20 protein-coding genes, 1 pseudogene and 1 riboswitch are annotated in these 19,143 nt (G+C 36.1%); of the genes and pseudogenes, 7 read left to right on the top strand and 14 right to left on the bottom strand.

The window, feature by feature from the left end:
* Window positions 1-2: 2 nt before the first annotated feature.
* Window positions 3-800, bottom strand: coding sequence for a VOC family protein (locus ILT06_RS16275; protein WP_098111786.1), 798 nt, complete (start codon window positions 798-800; stop codon window positions 3-5).
* Between the two features lie 98 nt (window positions 801-898).
* On the opposite strand from ILT06_RS16275, the gene ILT06_RS16270 reads away from it, so the two are divergent.
* Window positions 899-1,909: a sulfite exporter TauE/SafE family protein gene (locus ILT06_RS16270; RefSeq protein WP_064475974.1), complete on the top strand. Its 1,011-nt coding sequence runs from the start codon at window positions 899-901 to the stop codon at window positions 1,907-1,909.
* Between the two features lie 39 nt (window positions 1,910-1,948).
* Here ILT06_RS16270 and ILT06_RS16265 read toward each other — a convergent pair whose 3' ends face one another.
* On the bottom strand, window positions 1,949-2,398 hold the full coding sequence (locus ILT06_RS16265; RefSeq protein ID WP_222655297.1) for a GNAT family N-acetyltransferase: 450 nt from the start codon (window positions 2,396-2,398) through the stop codon (window positions 1,949-1,951).
* A gap of 323 nt (window positions 2,399-2,721) precedes the next feature.
* Window positions 2,722-2,914, top strand: a riboswitch (Lysine riboswitch).
* 112 nt (window positions 2,915-3,026) lie between these two features.
* Here ILT06_RS16265 and ILT06_RS16260 point away from each other — a divergent pair.
* The 4 genes from ILT06_RS16260 to ILT06_RS16245 all read left to right on the top strand — a co-directional run bounded on the left by ILT06_RS16260 (window position 3,027) and on the right by ILT06_RS16245 (window position 6,857).
* Window positions 3,027-4,493: an amino acid permease gene (locus ILT06_RS16260; protein ID WP_001083398.1), complete on the top strand. Its 1,467-nt coding sequence runs from the start codon at window positions 3,027-3,029 to the stop codon at window positions 4,491-4,493.
* Between the two features lie 113 nt (window positions 4,494-4,606).
* The gene (locus tag ILT06_RS16255) at window positions 4,607-4,912 is read left to right on the top strand and encodes an iron-sulfur cluster biosynthesis family protein (protein ID WP_064475687.1); all 306 of its coding nucleotides are present in this window, start codon (window positions 4,607-4,609) and stop codon (window positions 4,910-4,912) included.
* A gap of 33 nt (window positions 4,913-4,945) precedes the next feature.
* The gene (locus ILT06_RS16250) at window positions 4,946-5,716 is read left to right on the top strand and encodes a DNA alkylation repair protein (protein WP_222655296.1); all 771 of its coding nucleotides are present in this window, start codon (window positions 4,946-4,948) and stop codon (window positions 5,714-5,716) included.
* Window positions 5,717-6,095: 379 nt separating this feature from the next.
* Entirely contained in the window at window positions 6,096-6,857 is a 762-nt protein-coding gene (locus ILT06_RS16245; protein ID WP_222655295.1) for a class I SAM-dependent methyltransferase, read from the top strand.
* Window positions 6,858-6,906: 49 nt separating this feature from the next.
* On the opposite strand, the gene ILT06_RS16240 is transcribed toward ILT06_RS16245, so the two are convergent.
* Window positions 6,907-7,764 carry a PhzF family phenazine biosynthesis protein gene (locus ILT06_RS16240; protein WP_154131964.1) on the bottom strand — a complete coding sequence of 286 codons (858 nt, stop codon included), beginning with the start codon at window positions 7,762-7,764 and terminating at the stop codon, window positions 6,907-6,909.
* 206 nt (window positions 7,765-7,970) lie between these two features.
* Entirely contained in the window at window positions 7,971-8,159 is a 189-nt protein-coding gene (locus ILT06_RS32910; protein ID WP_064475691.1) for a hypothetical protein, read from the bottom strand.
* 248 nt (window positions 8,160-8,407) lie between these two features.
* On the opposite strand from ILT06_RS32910, the gene ILT06_RS16230 reads away from it, so the two are divergent.
* Complete coding sequence (locus ILT06_RS16230) at window positions 8,408-9,040, top strand: cephalosporin hydroxylase family protein (RefSeq protein WP_081257278.1); 633 nt, start codon at window positions 8,408-8,410, stop codon at window positions 9,038-9,040.
* A gap of 33 nt (window positions 9,041-9,073) precedes the next feature.
* On the opposite strand, the gene lepB is transcribed toward ILT06_RS16230, so the two are convergent.
* A complete protein-coding gene (gene lepB, locus ILT06_RS16225; RefSeq protein WP_000806886.1) occupies window positions 9,074-9,595 on the bottom strand; it encodes a signal peptidase I in 522 nt (173 codons plus the stop codon).
* An 82-nt stretch (window positions 9,596-9,677) separates the two neighbouring features.
* A complete protein-coding gene (locus tag ILT06_RS16220; RefSeq protein ID WP_103656002.1) occupies window positions 9,678-11,831 on the bottom strand; it encodes a peptidoglycan D,D-transpeptidase FtsI family protein in 2,154 nt (717 codons plus the stop codon).
* 279 nt (window positions 11,832-12,110) lie between these two features.
* Here ILT06_RS16220 and ILT06_RS16215 point away from each other — a divergent pair.
* Window positions 12,111-12,689, top strand: a pseudogene (locus ILT06_RS16215) (hypothetical protein).
* Window positions 12,690-12,736: 47 nt separating this feature from the next.
* On the opposite strand, the gene ILT06_RS16210 reads toward ILT06_RS16215, so the two are convergent.
* From ILT06_RS16210 to ILT06_RS16175, 8 genes are all read right to left on the bottom strand, one after another.
* A complete protein-coding gene (locus ILT06_RS16210; RefSeq protein WP_142315012.1) occupies window positions 12,737-13,465 on the bottom strand; it encodes an NAD-dependent protein deacylase in 729 nt (242 codons plus the stop codon).
* A gap of 75 nt (window positions 13,466-13,540) precedes the next feature.
* Complete coding sequence (gene pcp, locus ILT06_RS16205) at window positions 13,541-14,188, bottom strand: pyroglutamyl-peptidase I (protein WP_064475697.1); 648 nt, start codon at window positions 14,186-14,188, stop codon at window positions 13,541-13,543.
* A 15-nt stretch (window positions 14,189-14,203) separates the two neighbouring features.
* Entirely contained in the window at window positions 14,204-15,166 is a 963-nt protein-coding gene (locus ILT06_RS16200; RefSeq protein WP_064475698.1) for a DUF979 domain-containing protein, read from the bottom strand.
* A gap of 1 nt (window position 15,167) precedes the next feature.
* Window positions 15,168-15,863 carry a DUF969 domain-containing protein gene (locus ILT06_RS16195; protein ID WP_222655294.1) on the bottom strand — a complete coding sequence of 232 codons (696 nt, stop codon included), beginning with the start codon at window positions 15,861-15,863 and terminating at the stop codon, window positions 15,168-15,170.
* Between the two features lie 21 nt (window positions 15,864-15,884).
* On the bottom strand, window positions 15,885-16,646 hold the full coding sequence (gene pxpA, locus ILT06_RS16190) for a 5-oxoprolinase subunit PxpA (protein ID WP_064475699.1): 762 nt from the start codon (window positions 16,644-16,646) through the stop codon (window positions 15,885-15,887).
* Window positions 16,647-16,664: 18 nt separating this feature from the next.
* Entirely contained in the window at window positions 16,665-17,654 is a 990-nt protein-coding gene (locus ILT06_RS16185; RefSeq protein ID WP_064475700.1) for a 5-oxoprolinase subunit C family protein, read from the bottom strand.
* Window positions 17,645-18,358 carry a 5-oxoprolinase subunit PxpB gene (gene pxpB / locus ILT06_RS16180; protein ID WP_222655293.1) on the bottom strand — a complete coding sequence of 238 codons (714 nt, stop codon included), beginning with the start codon at window positions 18,356-18,358 and terminating at the stop codon, window positions 17,645-17,647. Before pxpB ends, ILT06_RS16185 begins: the two co-directional genes overlap by 10 nt.
* Before the next feature lie 14 nt (window positions 18,359-18,372).
* Window positions 18,373-19,125: an IclR family transcriptional regulator gene (locus ILT06_RS16175; protein ID WP_222655292.1), complete on the bottom strand. Its 753-nt coding sequence runs from the start codon at window positions 19,123-19,125 to the stop codon at window positions 18,373-18,375.
* Window positions 19,126-19,143 lie beyond the last annotated feature (18 nt).

The raw sequence follows: 19,143 nt of genomic DNA, 5'->3' as shown, positions 1-19,143 counted from the left end.
TATCAATATATGTACAAACTACCTAACACTTCATGCTCTCGTTTATTTTCACCTTTAAACTCCACTGCAAATGGATATTCGCCATGACGCTTCAAACGTTCTAGTACTAACCCTTCTCCTATTGGTTCACAAAACTGCACATGAACATCACCAAATGATACGCTTTGACACTCCGCATTCCATTCTTCATTCTTTGTGATTGAGCTTGCAGTTAGCCCCATTACTTCTTTCCATTTCCGTACTGTTTCTCGAACATTTTTCACTGCGTAATGAATCGTTTCAATTTGTTGTACTTTATTTTTATGTTCAGTGATCGTCCCTATGTTACGTAAATCGTTTCTTCTTTCTTCGTCCGTTTCATTCCATTCTATAAAGAAAGGTAATTTCGGTCCGTTTTCCTCTTGCTTTACAAATAACATTTTCCACTCTAAAAGACGGCCATCTTTTCTTATACGTTTTCCTTCAAATGGTCCTATCGTATGTAAACCGTGCTTACTAAAATTATTTGCTAGGTCTTCAATGGCATCTGTTCGAATTGCGATTTGTAGCATTCCTTCTCCGTCTTCTAATTTTACTACTGTTTCTTGTACTAATGGATTGTCTGCTTTCTTCGCTTTTTCTTCATGCTGCACTGCTAAAAATTCTATATATGATAAATCAAAATAACATAAACTATTCCAAGTACCCCAAGTAATATGCTCTCCGCCTACTGCAGTATGAAATCCATGCTCCTGCATTTGTTTTGCCGCTTCCTCCGGTGTACCATGTACCGCGTGTACGAGATGATCGAATCGTAACATGTCTTTCTCCCCTTTCTCTCCATCCTTTTATTGTATATTTTATTTTTCTTTCATTCAATTCAAAAAACTTTAAAACCTAGTTGATTTATACGATTAATATGTATTATAATGAAACAAATTTAATTATTGCTGATTGGAAAAACCAAAGGCACTTTTCTCATACGGGAAAAGTGCCTTTTTCATTTATTATTACAGGGGGATTATTTATGCAGAAATTAATTGTCTTTGCTATTATTGGATTTTTCGCTCAATTGATTGATGGGGCACTTGGAATGGCGTACGGGGTAACATCTACCTCACTATTATTAATGTTTGGTATCGCACCGGCTGTAGCTTCCGCATCTGTTCACTTAGCTGAAGTCGTTACAACCGCCGCTTCTGGTGCATCTCACATCAAATTTGGAAACGTTGATAAATATACCGTTTCCAGGCTTACATTACCAGGAGCAATTGGCGCATTTATTGGAGCATGTTTTTTAAGCAATTTACCTGGGGATGTAATTAAGCCGTACATTTCCGTATTTTTATTTACTTTAGGGGTTTATATTTTATTACGATTCCTCATTCAAAAACAAATTGTCACTTCAAAAAAACGTATGTCTGCAAAACAACTTGTTCCGCTTGGTTTATTTGCTGGATTCGTTGATTCAACTGGTGGTGGTGGCTGGGGCCCGATTACGACACCTGTGCTTCTAGCAAGAGGAAATGAAGCTAGAAAAGTTATCGGATCTGTAGATACGAGCGAGTTTCCGGTTTCACTCGCTGCAACAATCGGATTCTTCATTTCACTTGGCTGGGAACAAGTAAGTTGGGTTTGGGTATTTTCTCTCATGCTCGGTGGTATCGTTGCGGCACCAATCGCTGCATGGTTAGTACGCATCGTTCCTTCTCATTTACTTGGCGTATTAGTTGGTGGCCTTATTATCTTTACAAACATTCGTACACTGCTTACTACATTTAAAGTGGACCCTACTATTATTTCACTTTCTTACGTGGCAGTTGGTCTTGTCGTTATTATTTCTATTTTCATTGCTGTTCGCAATCATTCCAAGCGTTCTAACGCATCGACAACCGGATATCCGAATGATCAAAAACAAATGCTACCATAACGATAAAAATACCGCCCGATATACTTCGAGCGGTATTTTTTATTTTTCTATTTTCCAATTAATCATCGTTTCTGTAGTGCTAATTCTCTTCATATGTAATTTCTCTAATACACGAATCGAGCTTTCATTTTCAAGAAGTGTCTCCGCAATAATCGTTTCTACTTCTCCTGTTTGAAAAGCCCAATTTATTAATTCTCTTACAGCTTCTTTCGCATACCCTTTATTCCAATATTTCTCAATAAATCCGTAACCAATTTCTACTGTATGTTCCTCATTTGGTTTCCCTTTAAATCCTATATCACCTAGAACGATGTCATCTTCTTTGCGAATGACATACCACGCGCCCCAAGGTAATAAAACCTTATTTTGTTTTACATTTTCTACATGCCCTACAATATGCGGACCACTGTTATATCCTTGCTCGTTAGCAACTTGCATAATCTCTTCTGTACACGGTACTATATAGAGTCTTTCTGTTTCTAATTTCATGTTAATTTCCCCTTTTTTGCTTAAACGTTATTTTAATTATAACAAAAAATATGACCTTATTATGAATGTCGAATTATATTTTCAGAATTTTCTTTTATTTTTAAAGGGTTTTTCAATATTTTTTGCGAAACATTTGTATAACAATTTCTTTATTTGTTTTTTGTTACATAACAGTAGGTTCAGGTGGAGTTTTGCAAGCGTTTCCTATACAATAACCGATATTTTTTGACTTTTTCTAACAAAATATCTTGCAATATATTCAGAAAGTCATTACAATTGCCATATATTAAAAATCTTAGCAATATATCAAATCCTCATCAATCCGATGAGGTAGAGGTTGCGACTTTTATGAGTAAAACGGACGAGACACAGAGAATGTCACCAACTCCGTTTGAAAGGAAAAGTTGCCGAAGTTTATATTTCTTCTCTGGAAATATGAGCTGGGGCTGTCTCCGAAAGGAACAGAACTGTCACGTTTACAAAATTACCGTGTAAACGTGGGGTGCTATCTTAACGGAAGGGTATGATGGGGTGGTTATTTGTGAAACGTTCCGCCTAATTCCTTTGGCGGTTTTTTGTATTTTTCTCCCCCGCTCCTTCCTAACCTACAAGAAAAGGAGTGTTGAACATGAATAGCGCAACAAATCAATCTACCTCTAAAACGCAAACTACACAAGGACAAGGTGAATTAAAACGCGGATTAAAATCTCGTCACCTTACGATGATTTCTCTCGGTGGTACAATCGGTACCGGACTATTTCTTGCCAGCGGTGGTGTCATCCATACAGCTGGTCCTGGCGGTGCACTAGTCGCATACGCCGCAATTGGAATTATGGTTTACTTTTTAATGACAAGCTTAGCTGAACTCGCGGCTTACATGCCTGTTACCGGATCTTTTAGCACGTATGCAACAAAATTTGTTGATCCATCACTTGGCTTTGCACTTGGATGGAACTATTGGTATAACTGGGCCATTACAATTGCCGCTGAACTCGCTGCTGTAACATTAATTATGAAATTTTGGTTCCCAGATACCCCTTCTCTTATTTGGAGTGGATTATGTTTAGCTATTATTTTCCTTTTAAACTATTTATCTGTTAAAGGGTTTGGTGAATCTGAATATTGGTTCGCACTTATTAAAGTAGTTACTATTATTATCTTTTTAATTGTCGGCTTTATGATGATTTTCGGAATTATGGGCGGCGAATCTGTTGGCTTTAAAAACTTCACTGTTGCAGATGCACCATTTAATGGCGGCATTATGGCAATTATCGGTGTATTTATGGCTGCTGGGTTCTCATTCCAAGGAACTGAATTATTAGGTGTAGCTGCTGGTGAAACTGCTGATCCAGAGCGTAACATTCCAAAAGCAATTCGTTCTATCTTTTGGCGTATTCTTTTATTCTATATCCTTGCGATTCTCGTTATCGGTTTATTAATTCCTTATACGACTGAAAGCCTTGCTGCAAGCGATGTAACAGTAAGTCCATTTACACTTATTTTTGAAAAAGCGGGCGTTGCCTTTGCTGCTTCTGTTATGAACGCTGTTATTTTAACGGCAGTATTGTCTGCTGGTAACTCTGGTATGTATGCATCAACTCGTATGCTTTGGGACTTAGCTCGCCAAGGAAAAGCACCAAAGTTTCTTGGTAAATTAGATAGCCGCGGTGTACCTGTTAACGCATTAATCGTAACGTCAATTGTCGGTAGTATCGCTTTCATTGCCTCTTTATTCGGTGACGGTGTTGTATACATTTGGTTATTAAACGCATCTGGAATGTCTGGCTTTATCGCATGGGTCGGAATTGCAATTAGTCATTACCGTTTCCGTAAAGCATATATCGCACAAGGAAAAGATTTGAAAGACTTACCATATAGAGCAAAATGGTTCCCGTTCGGTCCAATTTTCGCATTTGCACTTTGTGTCATCGTAATTTTAGGTCAAAACTACGGCGCATTTATGGGCGAATCAATCGATTGGAACGGTGTACTCGTTTCTTACATCGGTTTACCACTCTTCTTAGTACTATGGTTAGGATATAAATTTACGAAGAAAACGAAAGTGATTCCGCTCGATAAATGTGAATTGAAATAAAGTGAAACGAGCAAACAAATATGTTTGCTCGTTTTTTATTCCAATGCTTCTCCCTTCCCTATTGCTCCTGTTTTTGCAATAATAAAGGAAATATAAATAAAGGTTGGGATACGATGAACATTCGCATTACTGATGAAGCAAAAGCAGCTATACATAGATTAGAACGTGAAGACAAAAAGATTATTCGCATTAGAGGGACAATGACAAACTCTTGTAGTATTTTCGTTGATGTGGATTTAATTTGGGATACATATAATGCAGATGACGTTGTATATGAAGATGCTGATTTTACCGTACAAATGGATTCATTTACGAAAGACTATACTGGTGATACGGTGAAACTTGATTATAAGACGACTGGTTTTAGTATTACGACTCCGAGTGAGACTTTAGTTTATGGGCTGTCGATTAAAAAATAAAAATTGTTTTTAACTGATCAATGAGGTGAAAACATGGGTAAATATGTTCCGTTAAAATTTTTATTTAATGAAGAATTAGCAGAAAGTATGGCTGATTCTATTTGTAAACACGATCCTAATTTTCCGAAAAGAAACTTCGTATCTTCCGTAACATGTAAAGTTGAAAAATTAGAATTAAAGCAACGTATTGAAGTAATAGCAGATGAATTACACAATGTATTACAAAAAGATTTTAATGAAGCAATACATATTTTACTGAAAACATTGGGACCAGAAAATACAACAGAAGTAGGTACTTTTACAAACGGATATATGTACATGCCTATTGCAAAATACGTTGAAAAATATGGACTTAACCATTTTGAAGCCTCATGTAACGCCATGTATGAAATAACAAAAAGAAATACTGCTGAATATGCCATTCGGCCTTTTCTCGAAACATACCATGAAGACACACTACACATATTACAACAGTGGATTCATGACGAAAACAGCCATATTAGAAGATTAGTTTCCGAAGGTACAAGACCAAGACTTCCTTGGGCTAAAAAAATGGGAGCTCTGAAGGGTGACTTTAAGAACAATTTACAACTTCTTGAACCATTAATGAATGATCCTTCTAAATATGTCCAAAAATCTGTAGCCAATCATATTAACGATATTACGAAAGAAGATAAAGAACTCGTTTTTCAATGGTTACAGCAATTACGTGATAAACAACATCCTGTTAACCCTTGGATTATAAAACATGGGTTACGAACGATTATTAAAAATGGTACTTTGCCAAAAGATTTTTGTTTTTGAGTATTTTAAACAAAACCGCTTATGCTTCAAGAATGAAGTATAAGCGGTTTTCGCTTTCAAATATTATCCTTGTCTTAAAAATATTTCGAAAAATTTCCGGCTTATTTCGTTCAAAGCTTTCTATAAGCTCTTTTCCAAATTTGATCGTCCTCTTTGTCTGTAAACTCCATCCAGTTTTCCATTAAACAACTGCCTTCCCTTATAACTTCAAAGGATTTCCACTCGATTATCCCGAATATACAAATAACCACTCTAACAAGGAGCGAATTTATATGAATCTATTCGAACATGAAACGTAAAACCGTTCCACTTTAATAAGAGGTCCTCCTTTTTTCTTTTCTCATCATATCATTTACTTACAAAATAGGAGGATATAATTATGAAACGTGATTTATTATTTTTAACTTTATTAGAAAGTGCTAATACAAATTTTAGCGGTTGGGATTTTTCTTTTATTTCAGAAACTGGTCGAATGAAGAGCGAGCCTTTATCATGGTCGTACGGCAGCACTGCTTTTCAACTTATGCAGCGTGCAGAATCAACGCTCGATATGGGTACTGGCGGCGGAGAGTTTTTATCTATGTTACAACCGTTCCCATCAACTATTTTTGCGACTGAGGGCTATGCTCCAAACGCGCCAATTGCTCGGAAGAAATTAGAACCTTTAGGGGTTACAGTTATAGAGGTAACAGATGATACTGCTTTACCATTTCAAGATGGTCAGTTTGATTTAATCATAAATCAACATGAATCATATGCTGCCTCTGAGGTAAACAGAATCCTTTCTCCTAATGGAATATTTCTTACACAACAAGTTGGTGGTCTCGATTGTGCGGAACTAAATGAACAGTTTAGCACACCGCTAAATAGCGAATTTGCAAGTTGGTCGCTTGAAACGGCATGTAGTGAGTTAAAGGAAAATGGATTTACTATTTTAGAAGCAAAAGAAGAGTTCCCTTTTCAACGCTTTTACGACATTGGCGCTATCGTCTATTATTTAAAAGCGATTCCGTGGCAAATTCCTGATTTTACTGTCGAAGGTTATTATGAGGAATTATATCGTATACATGAAATCATCTTACAAAAAGGTTATTTTGATGTGAAGCAACATCGTTTTATGATTAAGGCGATTCGCAGTTAATCATGGAGCATTTGAAAAAGAGATGGATCTACCATCTCTTTTTTTATTTTCACTCAATATTTTCTATATTTAAACACTTCGTTTCACAGTAATAGCCTTTGCCACCAACATAAACTTTTTCTATTTTATTCTCGCTATTGGTTGCTAATTTAACTAATATTTCGGAAGGCGAGTGTAAAGAATAACCTTGTTCAAATACATAGACTTCTTTTTGTAAGTAGCGCTGTTCATAAAGATAGCAAGCTAATGCACCGTTTGAAGTTCCAGTCGCTGCTTCTTCATTAATGTCGTATAGTGGAGCAAAATTTCTGCATATAATTCGATTGTCATTAAAAGTATATAGATGCATCCCGACAACATTATAATACTTGCTGATTTCTTTAATTTTTTCAAAATTAGGTTGCATTGTATGTAATTGTGTTTCGCTTTTTATAGGAACTAAAATATCTTTTAAGCCCGTGGAGACAATTTGAATTGGGTATGTATTGTCTATATCTTTAATGTCAAAGCAGTCGATAAACTCATTTGGAGATATAACATCATAGAATATCGGTTCGTTTTGTTCCATGAATATGATGTCATCTTTTATGGTAATAGTAAGAACACCGCTGTTCGTTTCAATCGTATAGCGATTCTTGAAAAGTTTATTTACATGCATCAGTATCGTGAAAGAGGCAATTGTCGCATGACCACATAAATCAACTTCCTCTTTTGGTGTAAAATACTCAATTTTATAATCAGCAATTTCAGATTCTGATATAAATGCGGTTTCCGCATAGCCCAGTTGTTTGGCTATTGCCATTTTTTGAGTAGTGGTCAATGTATTCTCTATAAATACCACTCCTGCTTTATTTCCGCCTTTATGATCCTTGCTAAATGCACTTGCAACATAAACAGATATTTTCATAAGATACCTTCCTCCCCTATAATAAATTGTAGTATAGAACGTACTACATATATATATTGTTGGATAAATTAGCCATAAAGCAAGAGACAAACTATTTTTTAGTATCTGAACTCTCCAAAAAATAGTTTGTCTAGAGCCTGAGAGTTGGATCTATCATCTCTTTTTTCCCGTTTATTTTTAAAAATTTTGTGGTGGCTTCTAGATTGTTAAGTACGTTCACGTCTCGCAATCGCATCAGCTAATGTAATAAGTTGCTTGCGCGTTATCTTTCCAGCTAACTTTTCTTTTATAACTTTTTCCATTTCTTTTGTAATAATCATACCTTCTATTGCTAGAGTCGCTTTAGCTGCCTCGAAAGCTTTATTCAGTTCTTCTTCACTTTTGAATGCCGTAATTTAAGTTATCTCCTTCACATCATTTTCATTTCCTTTTCTAATGAAGCAAATTGTGTACTTATACATACGTTCCTTTTCCCCTCATCTACATATTTAAATTGCATTTTGATTAGACCTTGCTGAATTAAGTTTTTTATTATACAAAAAATTGGTTTTTAATGAGGTATTTTGCTCATTTTTATTAAAAAACATTCTCCTTATAATTATATTTCACATAATATATTGTACAACTTTCGTTTCAGAAAGGAGTGTTCAAAATCGATAACATAAGTAGCGAATTTTTAAAACAATATTACGATAGTCGAGTCTGGTTATATGATACACATTGGCTTGGGGTCCCCATTCTCAAACTTCCCACTGATCTTTTTTTGTATCAAGAAATTATTTACGAATTAAAACCCGATTTAATTATTGAATGTGGTACTTGTTATGGTGGTAGTGCGTTGTATTTAGCTTCTATATTAGATCTAATTGGAAAAGGTCACGTTCTTACTATTGATATATTCCCACAACCAAATCGTCCATCTCATGACCGCATTACGTATGTAACATCTTCTTCTGTTTCTGTACAGGCCGTCCAAACCATTTTAAGTATGCGCAAACCTGATGATGTAATTTTAGTTATTTTAGATTCTGATCATAGTAAAGAGCATGTCTCAAAAGAACTTTTACTTTATAAGTCTATCGTTACTACTGGCAGTTATATTATTGTAGAGGATACATCTATTAATGGAAATCCTGTTTCGCCCGATTGGGGGGCAGGTCCAATGGAAGCTGTAGAAGAGTTTTTAACTAAAAATAACAATTTCATAATCGATGAATCTAAGCATAAGTTTTTCATCTCATTTAATCCAAAAGGTTTTTTAAAGAAGATAAAGTGAAACTTTAATAAGTGGGGTTGTATATAACCCCACTTATTCTATAATCTTCATTTTTGAAAAAGGATAATATACAAATTCCACTTTGCCTATTATATTATCTTCTTCAATATATCCTAAGCCGTTTCGACTATCTCTACTAAGTTCACGATTATCTCCCATTACAAATAACTTATTTGGCGGGATTTTTGTCTTTTGAAAGTTATAAAACACTTGCGTATTATTGAATAAATCTTTATTTGTATACGGTTCTTCTTGCTTTTTATCATTCACATATACTGATCCATTCGTTATGTTAATTACGTCACCAGGAAGTCCTATTACTCGTTTTACATAATATTTCGACTCATCCTCTTCCTTTATAATGACAATTTCTCCGTGCTCTAAATTAGAAAAATGTACTGCTGCTTTATTTACAAATACGTAGTCTTCTTCATATAAAGTCGGTTGCATCGATTTCCCTTCCACTTTACATAAAGTAAAAGAATGATAGGCTACTACCAAAACAAACACGAAGAGTATGTATTTCCCCCAGCCTCTTTTAATCTCCTGTTTCATATCCATTCCCACCTTATTTAAACGCTTTTTAACTCAAAAAATATATCACTGCACAATATGTCTCCATGCAGTGATACTATTTTTACTGGGCCTTGTTCGGCTGTTCTACTGGGACTGGATTTCCACCCGCTCTTTTCGTTTTCAATTCAAAATACGCATCCAAAATCTCTTTACCAATCGCGGAATTAATTCCTGATTTGTCATCATTCACCCAAGGTACAACAACTGAAAAAGCTACTTCCGGATCAGCATCATATGGTGCATAACCGGCAAGAGTTAAATTATAACATTTTTTTCGGTTATTGTTTTCATCTCTTCCAATATCACTTTCTCCACCATATACAGTTTCAGCTGTTCCTGTTTTTCCAGCTGGTTTATACGGTAATCCTTTAAACGTTGCCGTACCTGTTCCGTCAGTTTCTTGAAAAACTCTTCTAAATCCTTCTTTTACATGATTAATGTATGAAGTGTCCATATCCACTCGATTTAAAATAACTGGTTCAATAGACCGAACAACTTTTCCAACATCCTCTGGTCTATGTGGTTGCTCTCTCACTTCTTGTACAATTTGTGGTTTCATTCGGTAACCACCGTTTGCAATTGTTGACATATATTGAGCAAGTTGAAGCGGCGTATATGTATCATACTGTCCAATCGCGTAATCAAGTAAAAAGCCAGGTATGTTATCTGTTCTACCCATTTGACCAATCGATTCATTCGGTAAGTCAATTCCAGTCGGTACGCCTAAGCCAAACTGTCTAAAGTAGTAGCGTATTTTATTAAATGTTTCTTTTTTAATATCTAGCGGATTGTTTGGTACATAATTTACACCTGCCATTTTTAATGCTGTATTAAACATATAAACGTTTGATGAAACTTGTAAAGCTCTTAAATCATCAATATCACCAAAATCTTTCCACGATTTCTTTGGCTTGACACTTCCTTTAAAATACATTGGTGCATCGAAGAAATGCGTATACGGCTTTATTGTTTCAGTTTGATATCCGGCTAATAATGTAGCCCCTTTCACAGTTGACCCTAATTCATAAGAACTTGTCATCGTCCCTAAAGCGAAGTCTTCTATTTGCATGCCGCCATCTTTATTTACAATTTTCTTTCCTGCCATTGATAAAATTTGGCCATTTTTCGGGTTCATCATTACTACAAACGCACGATCCATCATCGGCTCTGCAGAATGAAATGCTCGTAAATTCTTTTCAAGACTTTCCTCTACTTTTTTCTGTAACTCCATATCAACAGTTAACATTAAATTATTTCCGCTTTTTCCTTCAGTCACTTTTTCCGTCCGAATAATATTTCCTGCTTTATCCGTAATGTTTTTAGACTGTTCTTTCGTTCCATGTAATGCATCTTCGTACTGTTTCTCGATGTAGCTCTTACCAATACGGTCATTTCGGTTATAATCACGCACTAAATAATAATCTAACTGTTCTCTCGGTAAGCCCTCATTTTCAGTAGAAACGCTACCAAGTATGGAACGAAGTATTTTATCATTTGGGTATTCACGTTCCCAATCCACTGTCGTATCCACTCCTGGCAAAATTGCCAATCTTTCACTTACGATTGCATATTCATTTTGGCTTACATCTTTTTTAACGATTTGCGGCGTCATTTTATATCCCGCATTCATCCTACTTTTAATTGCTAGTACTTCTAGATCCTCTTTTGATAGTTCGCTTAATTCTTCTTGCGTAATTCTTTCACGGCGCAACTCTTCAACTTTTTTATCTAATTCTTTCCCCTCTATCTCTTGCTTCCTAAATGTACTCTCATCTTCTTTCGTTACTTTTTCTGCTGCTCGTTTTTCATTTAACTGCATCCAAAAATCTTTTTTATCTGTTTCTGTTAACTTAGCTATATCTTCTGGCGACATTTCTATTAGCTGAGCTAACTGTCTCGCTACTTGTAAAACTTCTTTCGAATCTACTCCTTTCATTTTCGTATATGTAACGGTTCGTAGTGGTTTATTATTTACAATCACTTGACCTTGCCGATCAAACATTTTCCCTCTAGGAACAGGAGTGCTTACCGTTACATCTTCCTTTTTGTTCACTTCATTTCTATACGTTTCTCCATCAATGATTTGTACTTTACCTAATTGAATTATAATAGCTGAAAATAAAAGAAAGACGATAAAAAATAGTACATTTAATCGAAATGGAATGTGGGTCTTTTTCTTTTTCGATTGTTTCTTCTGCTCCTTTTTCTGTCTCATTTCGCTCCCTCGCTTCATTCTATTAACATTTCTACACAGAACCATTATGTATCAAATTTATTTATATGATATATATAGAATTTTATATTAATTACTAAAGAAATAAAAGATTTAATTTTCAGTATTTTAATTTTATACCCTATTTATTACCATTCCCTTATTAAGAAATAACATGAATGTTATTCTAAAAGAAAGAGTGTATACAATTGTTTTTTCATACCATTCATTTACATTTCTTTGTATACTAACAATAAAAGACACCACTAAGGAGAAAATGAAATGACAGATTCATTTACAATACATACTAATACGTCATATTGTTTAAACTTTATGATTTATATTCAAAATATTTATCTCAACCAAAAAGAGAATAAAGAAAATTTGCGGTTTCCTTACATAGCAAAACAAGTAAATTTTTCTACTGACTTTGAAGATAATTTCAAAGAATTATGGCATACACTCCGTAAACAAATTGCTAATGAGAGATATGATTTACAGATTTTTTATGAGGAAAACCATATCTTTTATGAGAAGCTCTTTGACACTCAATTATGTAATGAGGACTCCTTTCAAGAGTTAGTATGTAGTTTTAAAGTATGGTGGACTAGCATAGCAGGTCAGCTTTCATTAGAACATTCTGTAAGTGAGTATAGTTAGCAACTTTATAATGATTTGGTTTTATACGTAAAGCAACACCAAATAGAGCCTTTACAACATCTACATATTAGCTTACTTTATGACGACTGTGTATTCGTTAAAGGTAATACTACTTCTTACTCTGCTATTTTACCTACGAAACGCTTTTTTATTAATTATAGAGATGTGGTTACTACATTATCGAAGTGCTTTAAACTGTGATTATCCAAATAAAAAACTGAGGTGGATACCTCAGTTTTTTCGATAACTTATTTCATTGAGGCTAACCCTTCAACAAACTCACCAATCTTATTTTGAAAAACAAAATCAAAGTTATATTCTTGTCCTGTTAACTCTTCATTTACTAAAATTGTCGTTGCCCCTATCTCCCTCTTTGCGATTTCCGGGAATGAAGCGACAGGTTGTACTTTTAATGACGTTCCCATAACGATAAGCACATCTGTTTCATATAAACGTTGTATCGCATTTTGATATTGCGGCAATGTATCTCCGTATAAAACAACGTCTGGATTTAAAATGAAATTACACTTCTCGCAGCGAGGCACTTCATGATCAATCATATACCGCAAATCATATCCCGCTTTACACTTCGGACAGTGTGCTGTTTGAAGTGTTCCATGTAAATCAATGACATGTTTACTACCACCTAGTTGATGTAAACCATCAATATTTTGCGTTAAAATCGTAATATCTTTCCCTTGTTCTTCTAATTCAGCTAAAAAGCGATGCCCGCGATTTGGTTTATATTGATGAAACGTATTAATTTGAAAGATTTCTTTATAATGCTTCCAAAATTCTTTCGGACTTCTATTATAATATCCCCTTGATAAATACATCTCCACATTCGCATCAGCATACAATCCATTTGCTGAACGAAAATCTGGGATACCACTTTCCGTACTTGCTCCTGCACCTGTTAACACTGTAATTTTCTTCGCTTGCTCTAAAATTGAACGTACTTCTTCAAATTGTTGCACAAAAATCACCTCTATGTATATTGCTATACTTATTATACCAGTTGTTTACAGGAGGTGTTGTATGATTCGTTTTATTTAATGCGTCGTACCCCCAATTTCTACAATATCGACCTCAACTGTCGTCGTTACCTCTACTGCTGATTCTATCCCTTTACGAATAGTAGAAAGTGACATACTCGGTTGGCCTGGATAATTGCTCGCTTGTTCTGGTAAGAATGGAATATGAACAAATCCACCTTTTATTTTCTTACCATGTTTCTCTAATTCATGCATGAGACCGTAGAATAAATGATTACAAACGAATGTACCTGCTGTTTGTGAAACGGAAGCCGGTATGCCTTCTTCTTGAAGTCTTTTTACAATTGCTTTCATCGGAAGCGTAGACCAATAGGCAGCCGGTCCTTCTTCCACAACCGGTACATCTACCGGCTGGTTCCCTTCATTGTCGGCAATTCTTGCATCATCAATATTAATTGCGACACGCTCTATCGTAATATCTGGTCTGCCTCCAGCTTGTCCAATACATATAATCATTTCAGGGTTTAGTTCTTCTATATACTCTTTTAATACGCTGATTGATTTATGAAATACCGTTGGGACTTGTTTGCTAATAATCTTGTACTCTCCAATTGTTTTTTCATGTAAACTTTTTGCGACTTCCCAAGCTGGGTTGATGCTTTCTCCGCCGAACGGATCAAATCCTGTTAGTAATACTGTTTTCATAGTTTTCCCTCCTAATTAGAAACGATATACAAGGCCGTACATAATAAACATATTTATGATAAAGATTGAAAGAGCAATTGGTACTTGTGCTTTAATAACTGCATTTTTATCTTTTAGCTCTAAAAGCATCGCCGGAACGATATTAAAGTTTGCTGCCATTGGCGTAAGTAGCGTTCCGCAATATCCAGCAAACATACCGAGTGCTGCCATAATTGCTGGATTCCCACCATGCATTTGAACAATTAAAGGTAAACCAATTCCGCCAGTAATAACGGCAAACGCTGCGAATGCATTTCCCATTACGACTGTAAAGAGCATCATTCCTAAACAATACGCCATAACAGCTACGAACGGATACTCTGTCGGTAATACTTGACCGACTAAATCAGAAACGACTTGTCCAACGCCAGACTTTGCGAAAATACCGCCAAGTGCCGCTAACATCTGTGGTAAAATAACAGCCCAGCCGACAGCTTGTAATAGTCTGCTTCCTTCTTGTACAGGCGTTGTTATTTTCGATTTTGTAATACGCATCGCTGCAACGAATGCAAGTAATGCCCCTAGTGCTAATGCTACTAGCGTTACTTTATCTGGATCAACAAGGGAAACATTTCCCCATTTGATTTTCCCTAACGTTAACGTACCGATAATTGTAAAAATAGGAATTAATAGTGCAGGCATAAAAATTTTATTTTTTAATTTCTCAGCATGTTTCACACGTTCTTGTACAGGTACTTCTTTCTCTTCTGATTTTGTTACTTTATTTAGTGAAGCTAACACGACCATAGCGAGCACAATACAACCAACGTAAAACGAAGGGATTATATTTCCGAATAAAAACGTAACTGCAAATAATGCCCAAAATAAGCTAGAACCCCATCGATTTGGATGTTCACGATCAAATGCAATACGAACAGCGATAAAGGCAACGATTATACCTAATACGTAATAAATTGTATCCATTGTGATGATGTTCATTTTATATTGCCTCCTTCTCTTCTTTTTCTTTTGATGTCATCGTTTTCGCTATATATTTATCAAATCTTCTAAATCTGATCCAGCTGACAATAAGCGCAGATATTGCAGTTGGAATACCCCAAAGCGCCATATCCCACACACCGACATGCATACCTACTGAATCGAAGAATCCTTTCATTAATAAAATCGCACCAGTCGCGATAAATATATCCTCTCCGAAAAACCAAGCTGTATTTTCCGCAGCTGCTGCGTTTGCTTTAATCTTTTCTCTTAACTTTTCAGGTAACTTACCATATTTACCTTGCGCAGCCCCTTCTGCCATCGGTGCAACGAGTGGCCTTACTGTTTGTGCATGACCACCAATATTCAGTCCAAGTGCTGCTGATGATTCTCTTATCGTAAAATATGACATTAACACTCTTCCAGTTGTTGCGCCTTTTGATTTCGTTATAAGTGCTTCTGCTCTTTCTTTTAAACCGTAACGCTCTAAAATTCCGATTACCGGTAAAGTTAGTATAATCGGCATAGACATATATCTATTTTCTATGAAAAATTTACCGAACATGCTAATCACATCATAAAAGCTTAATCCTGAAACCATACCAGTAACAATACCTGCAACCATAACTACTAATAATGTATTTAATCTAAATAAAAAGCCCACTGCAACAAGTAGTATCCCCATTAATTTAATCATTCCAGCACTTCCCCCTATTTTTTATTTCGGTGCACAAATAGAAATACCATTAAATTCGAATGTTCTGTATATTTTTCTCGCAAATTGGACTGCTTTCTCTCCATCACCATGTAAACAAATTGTTTGTGCTTGAACTGCTACTTTCTCTCCGTTCACCGCGTTTACGTAGCCTTCTTTCACCATTTGAAGCACTTGCTTTATCGCTTCTTCTTCATTTTTTATAAGTGCATTTTCTTCTGTCCGGCTCGTTAACGTTCCATCTTGCTTATACGTACGATCAGCAAAAGCTTCTTGTACGAGAGTTATATTGTATTTTTCCGCAGCCTGTATAAACGCCTCGCTATTTGCTAATCCGTAAAGTAATAGCTTGGGATTACTATGATAAATTGCTTTTGCGATTGCATCTGCAATTTCCGGATTTGTCGCCGCCATATTATATAGGGCACCGTGCGGTTTTACATGATGCATGTTCCCGCCTGCCGCTTTCACAAAAGCATCTAATGCACCGATTTGATATAAAACGTAATCGTATACTTCACTCGCTGAAACATTCATGTTTCTTCTTCCAAATCCAATTAAATCAGGAAAACCAGGATGCGCGCCAATTGCTACGTTATGCTGCAGTGCCTTTTCGACCGTTTTCCTCATTACAGTCGGATCACCCGCATGAAAACCGCAAGCAACGTTTATAGAGGAAACGAACGGAAGAATTTCATCATCATTCCCCATTTTATAAGCTCCAAAACTTTCTCCTAAATCACAATTTAAATCGATTGTCGTCACGATATTCCCCTCCTAATGTCAGCTTCGTAAAGTGATGAATTTCTTTAATAGATTCATATTTACTTCTTGTTCTATGTACAATTGTTCCGCTTCTTCCAGCGTAATTTTCTCAAAAGAAACATAATCCCCCGGTTTTAACTGAGCAAGAAGTGGTAAATCTACTGAAATAATATTTCCCATTCTCGGATAGCCACCTGTCGTTTGCCTATCTGCCATTAATATAATCGGCTGTCCTCCATTAGGAACTTGAATGGTCCCAAATGTAACCGGACTCGATAAAATCTCTTTTTCTTCAATCCTATTTAAAACTTCTCCTTCAACTCTATAGCCCATACGATCAGCGTAATTAGATACTTTATACTCTTTCGTGAAAAATGCCCTTATACTTTCTTCTGTAAATTGATCATATTCAAAATCAGTTATAACGCGAAGCTTAGGATATTTCTTATACTTTGGCAGTACGCCGCTGCTAATTGCCCATTTCGTTTTGACTCGCTCATCCTTTTGTAAGTCTTGAATGAAACGCCTTGCCATTTCTGTGTGTGTACCAATTTGAAAATAATCTCCTTTTTTCAGCATTCTTCCTTCAATACCACCAATCGCAGCACGTATGTAAGTACTTTTGCTTCCCATTGTACGATCAATCTGTATACCACCTGCAAAAGTCACATACGCTCTGCAACCACTTTTCACTTTCCCAAAACAAAGCATGCTACCTTCTTCCGCTAAAATGGGACGCCATAATGGAATACGCTCTCCATTCAATAACGGCTCCATATTTGCTCCGCCAATCGCAAGTAAAGTCGTTTTCTTTATTAACAATTTAGGTCCCATAATTGTCATTTCAAGTCCCGCTTCATTCTCTTCATTACCGACTAACATATTAATCATCCGAAGTGCACTTTGATCCATGGCCCCGCCAACTGGTACACCGTATTGTTGATAATGAGATCGCCCTAAATCTTGGACTGTTGTAAACATTCCCGCATGCAAAACCTCTACATCCATTCTTTAGCCCCCTCAAGTGATACATACTCTTCCTTCGTTATTGGGATAAATCGTAAATACATACCACTTTGAATATATGTCGGTGTTTCTTCTTCTGGATTAAATAATGAAATAGGAGTTCGGCCAATAATATTCCATCCTCCCGGTGTTTCAAGTGGATATATACCTGTTTGATTTCCACCAATACCTACCGAACCAGCAGGTATTTGTAACCGTGGTGTTTCTTTTCTAGGTGTTTCTAGTTCTTTTGATAGTCCTCCTAAATACGGGAACCCTGGTGTAAAACCTAACATATACACAAAATATGTTGTCTCGCTATGTATGCGAATCACATCCTCCGCTCGTAATCCTCTACAATGCGCGACCTCTTCTAAATCAGGTCCATATTCTCCCCCGTAGCAAACAGGTATAGAAATATGTTTCACATCTTGGTTCACTTCTTCTTTATACGAATTACACAGCTCTTTTATATATTGGCAAACGTAATGATATGATCCTTCACTTCTCCCATTTCGCTTCCATACTTCGTATACATTGTAGTAGACCGCTAATGAAGTGAAAGATGGTACACACTCAACCATTCCTGTAAACGGGTGCCGTCTCAACGCTTGAAATAATCGCTGCACTTTTTCGTATGTCTCCATCCCAATTTCTTCACCAAATGTAACAATCATTGCTTGATCTCCTAATGCAGAAAATTTCATCCCACTCCCTCTTTCTATGCCAAAAAGCCGAGTTCTTTCGAAATGCGATGTGCTGTTTCTTTCACCTTCGCAATAAAATATGAAATGTTACTTTCGCTATACTCAATTGCTAAACCTGAAATACTAATACCCGCTATAACTGTTCCATCGCTTGCAAAAATGGGCGCTGCTATAGCCGCTGTATGATTTTCTAACTCCGAGTAGCTAATTGTGTGACCTTCCTTTTTCGCCATTTTTAACACTTCTAACAATTGCTCCTTATCCACGATTGTTCCATCTGCAAACTGTTTTAAATCCGTTTCCTCTATGTACTTCCATGTCTCTTTCTCAGAGAAATACGATAGTAAAATTCTCGGACATGCACCAGCATAAAGCGGTGCTCTTCTTCCAACCGCGGTATACACGCGTACAGGCTGAACGCCTTCCATCTTTTCCACATAAATCGCGTCATTACCATCTTGAATAATTAAATTAACTGCCTGCCCTAAACTATTTCTAAGCTCTTTCATATATGGAATCGCAATATTTCTTACGGATAATCTTTGTGACACAAGTTGACCGAACCGTAAAAAAACGACTCCGAGACGATATTTCCCCTTTTCGTTTTTTTGTAAAAACTCCATTTCTTCTAACGAGCCAATTAAACGATAAACAGATGTTTTCGGCATACTCGTAAGCTGAACCATCTCTGTTAAACTTAGCTCTTCATGCTCATAAAACAACTCTAAAATATCCATTGTCTTAACTGCCGTTTTATTTATACTCATTCTATCTCCCTCTCATTC

The sequence above is a fragment of the Bacillus sp. 17RED48 genome, from assembly GCF_019837545.1.
Classification (GTDB): Bacteria; Bacillota; Bacilli; order Bacillales; family Bacillaceae_G; genus Bacillus_A; species Bacillus_A wiedmannii.
This window is presented reverse-complemented; position numbering and strand designations above follow the sequence as displayed.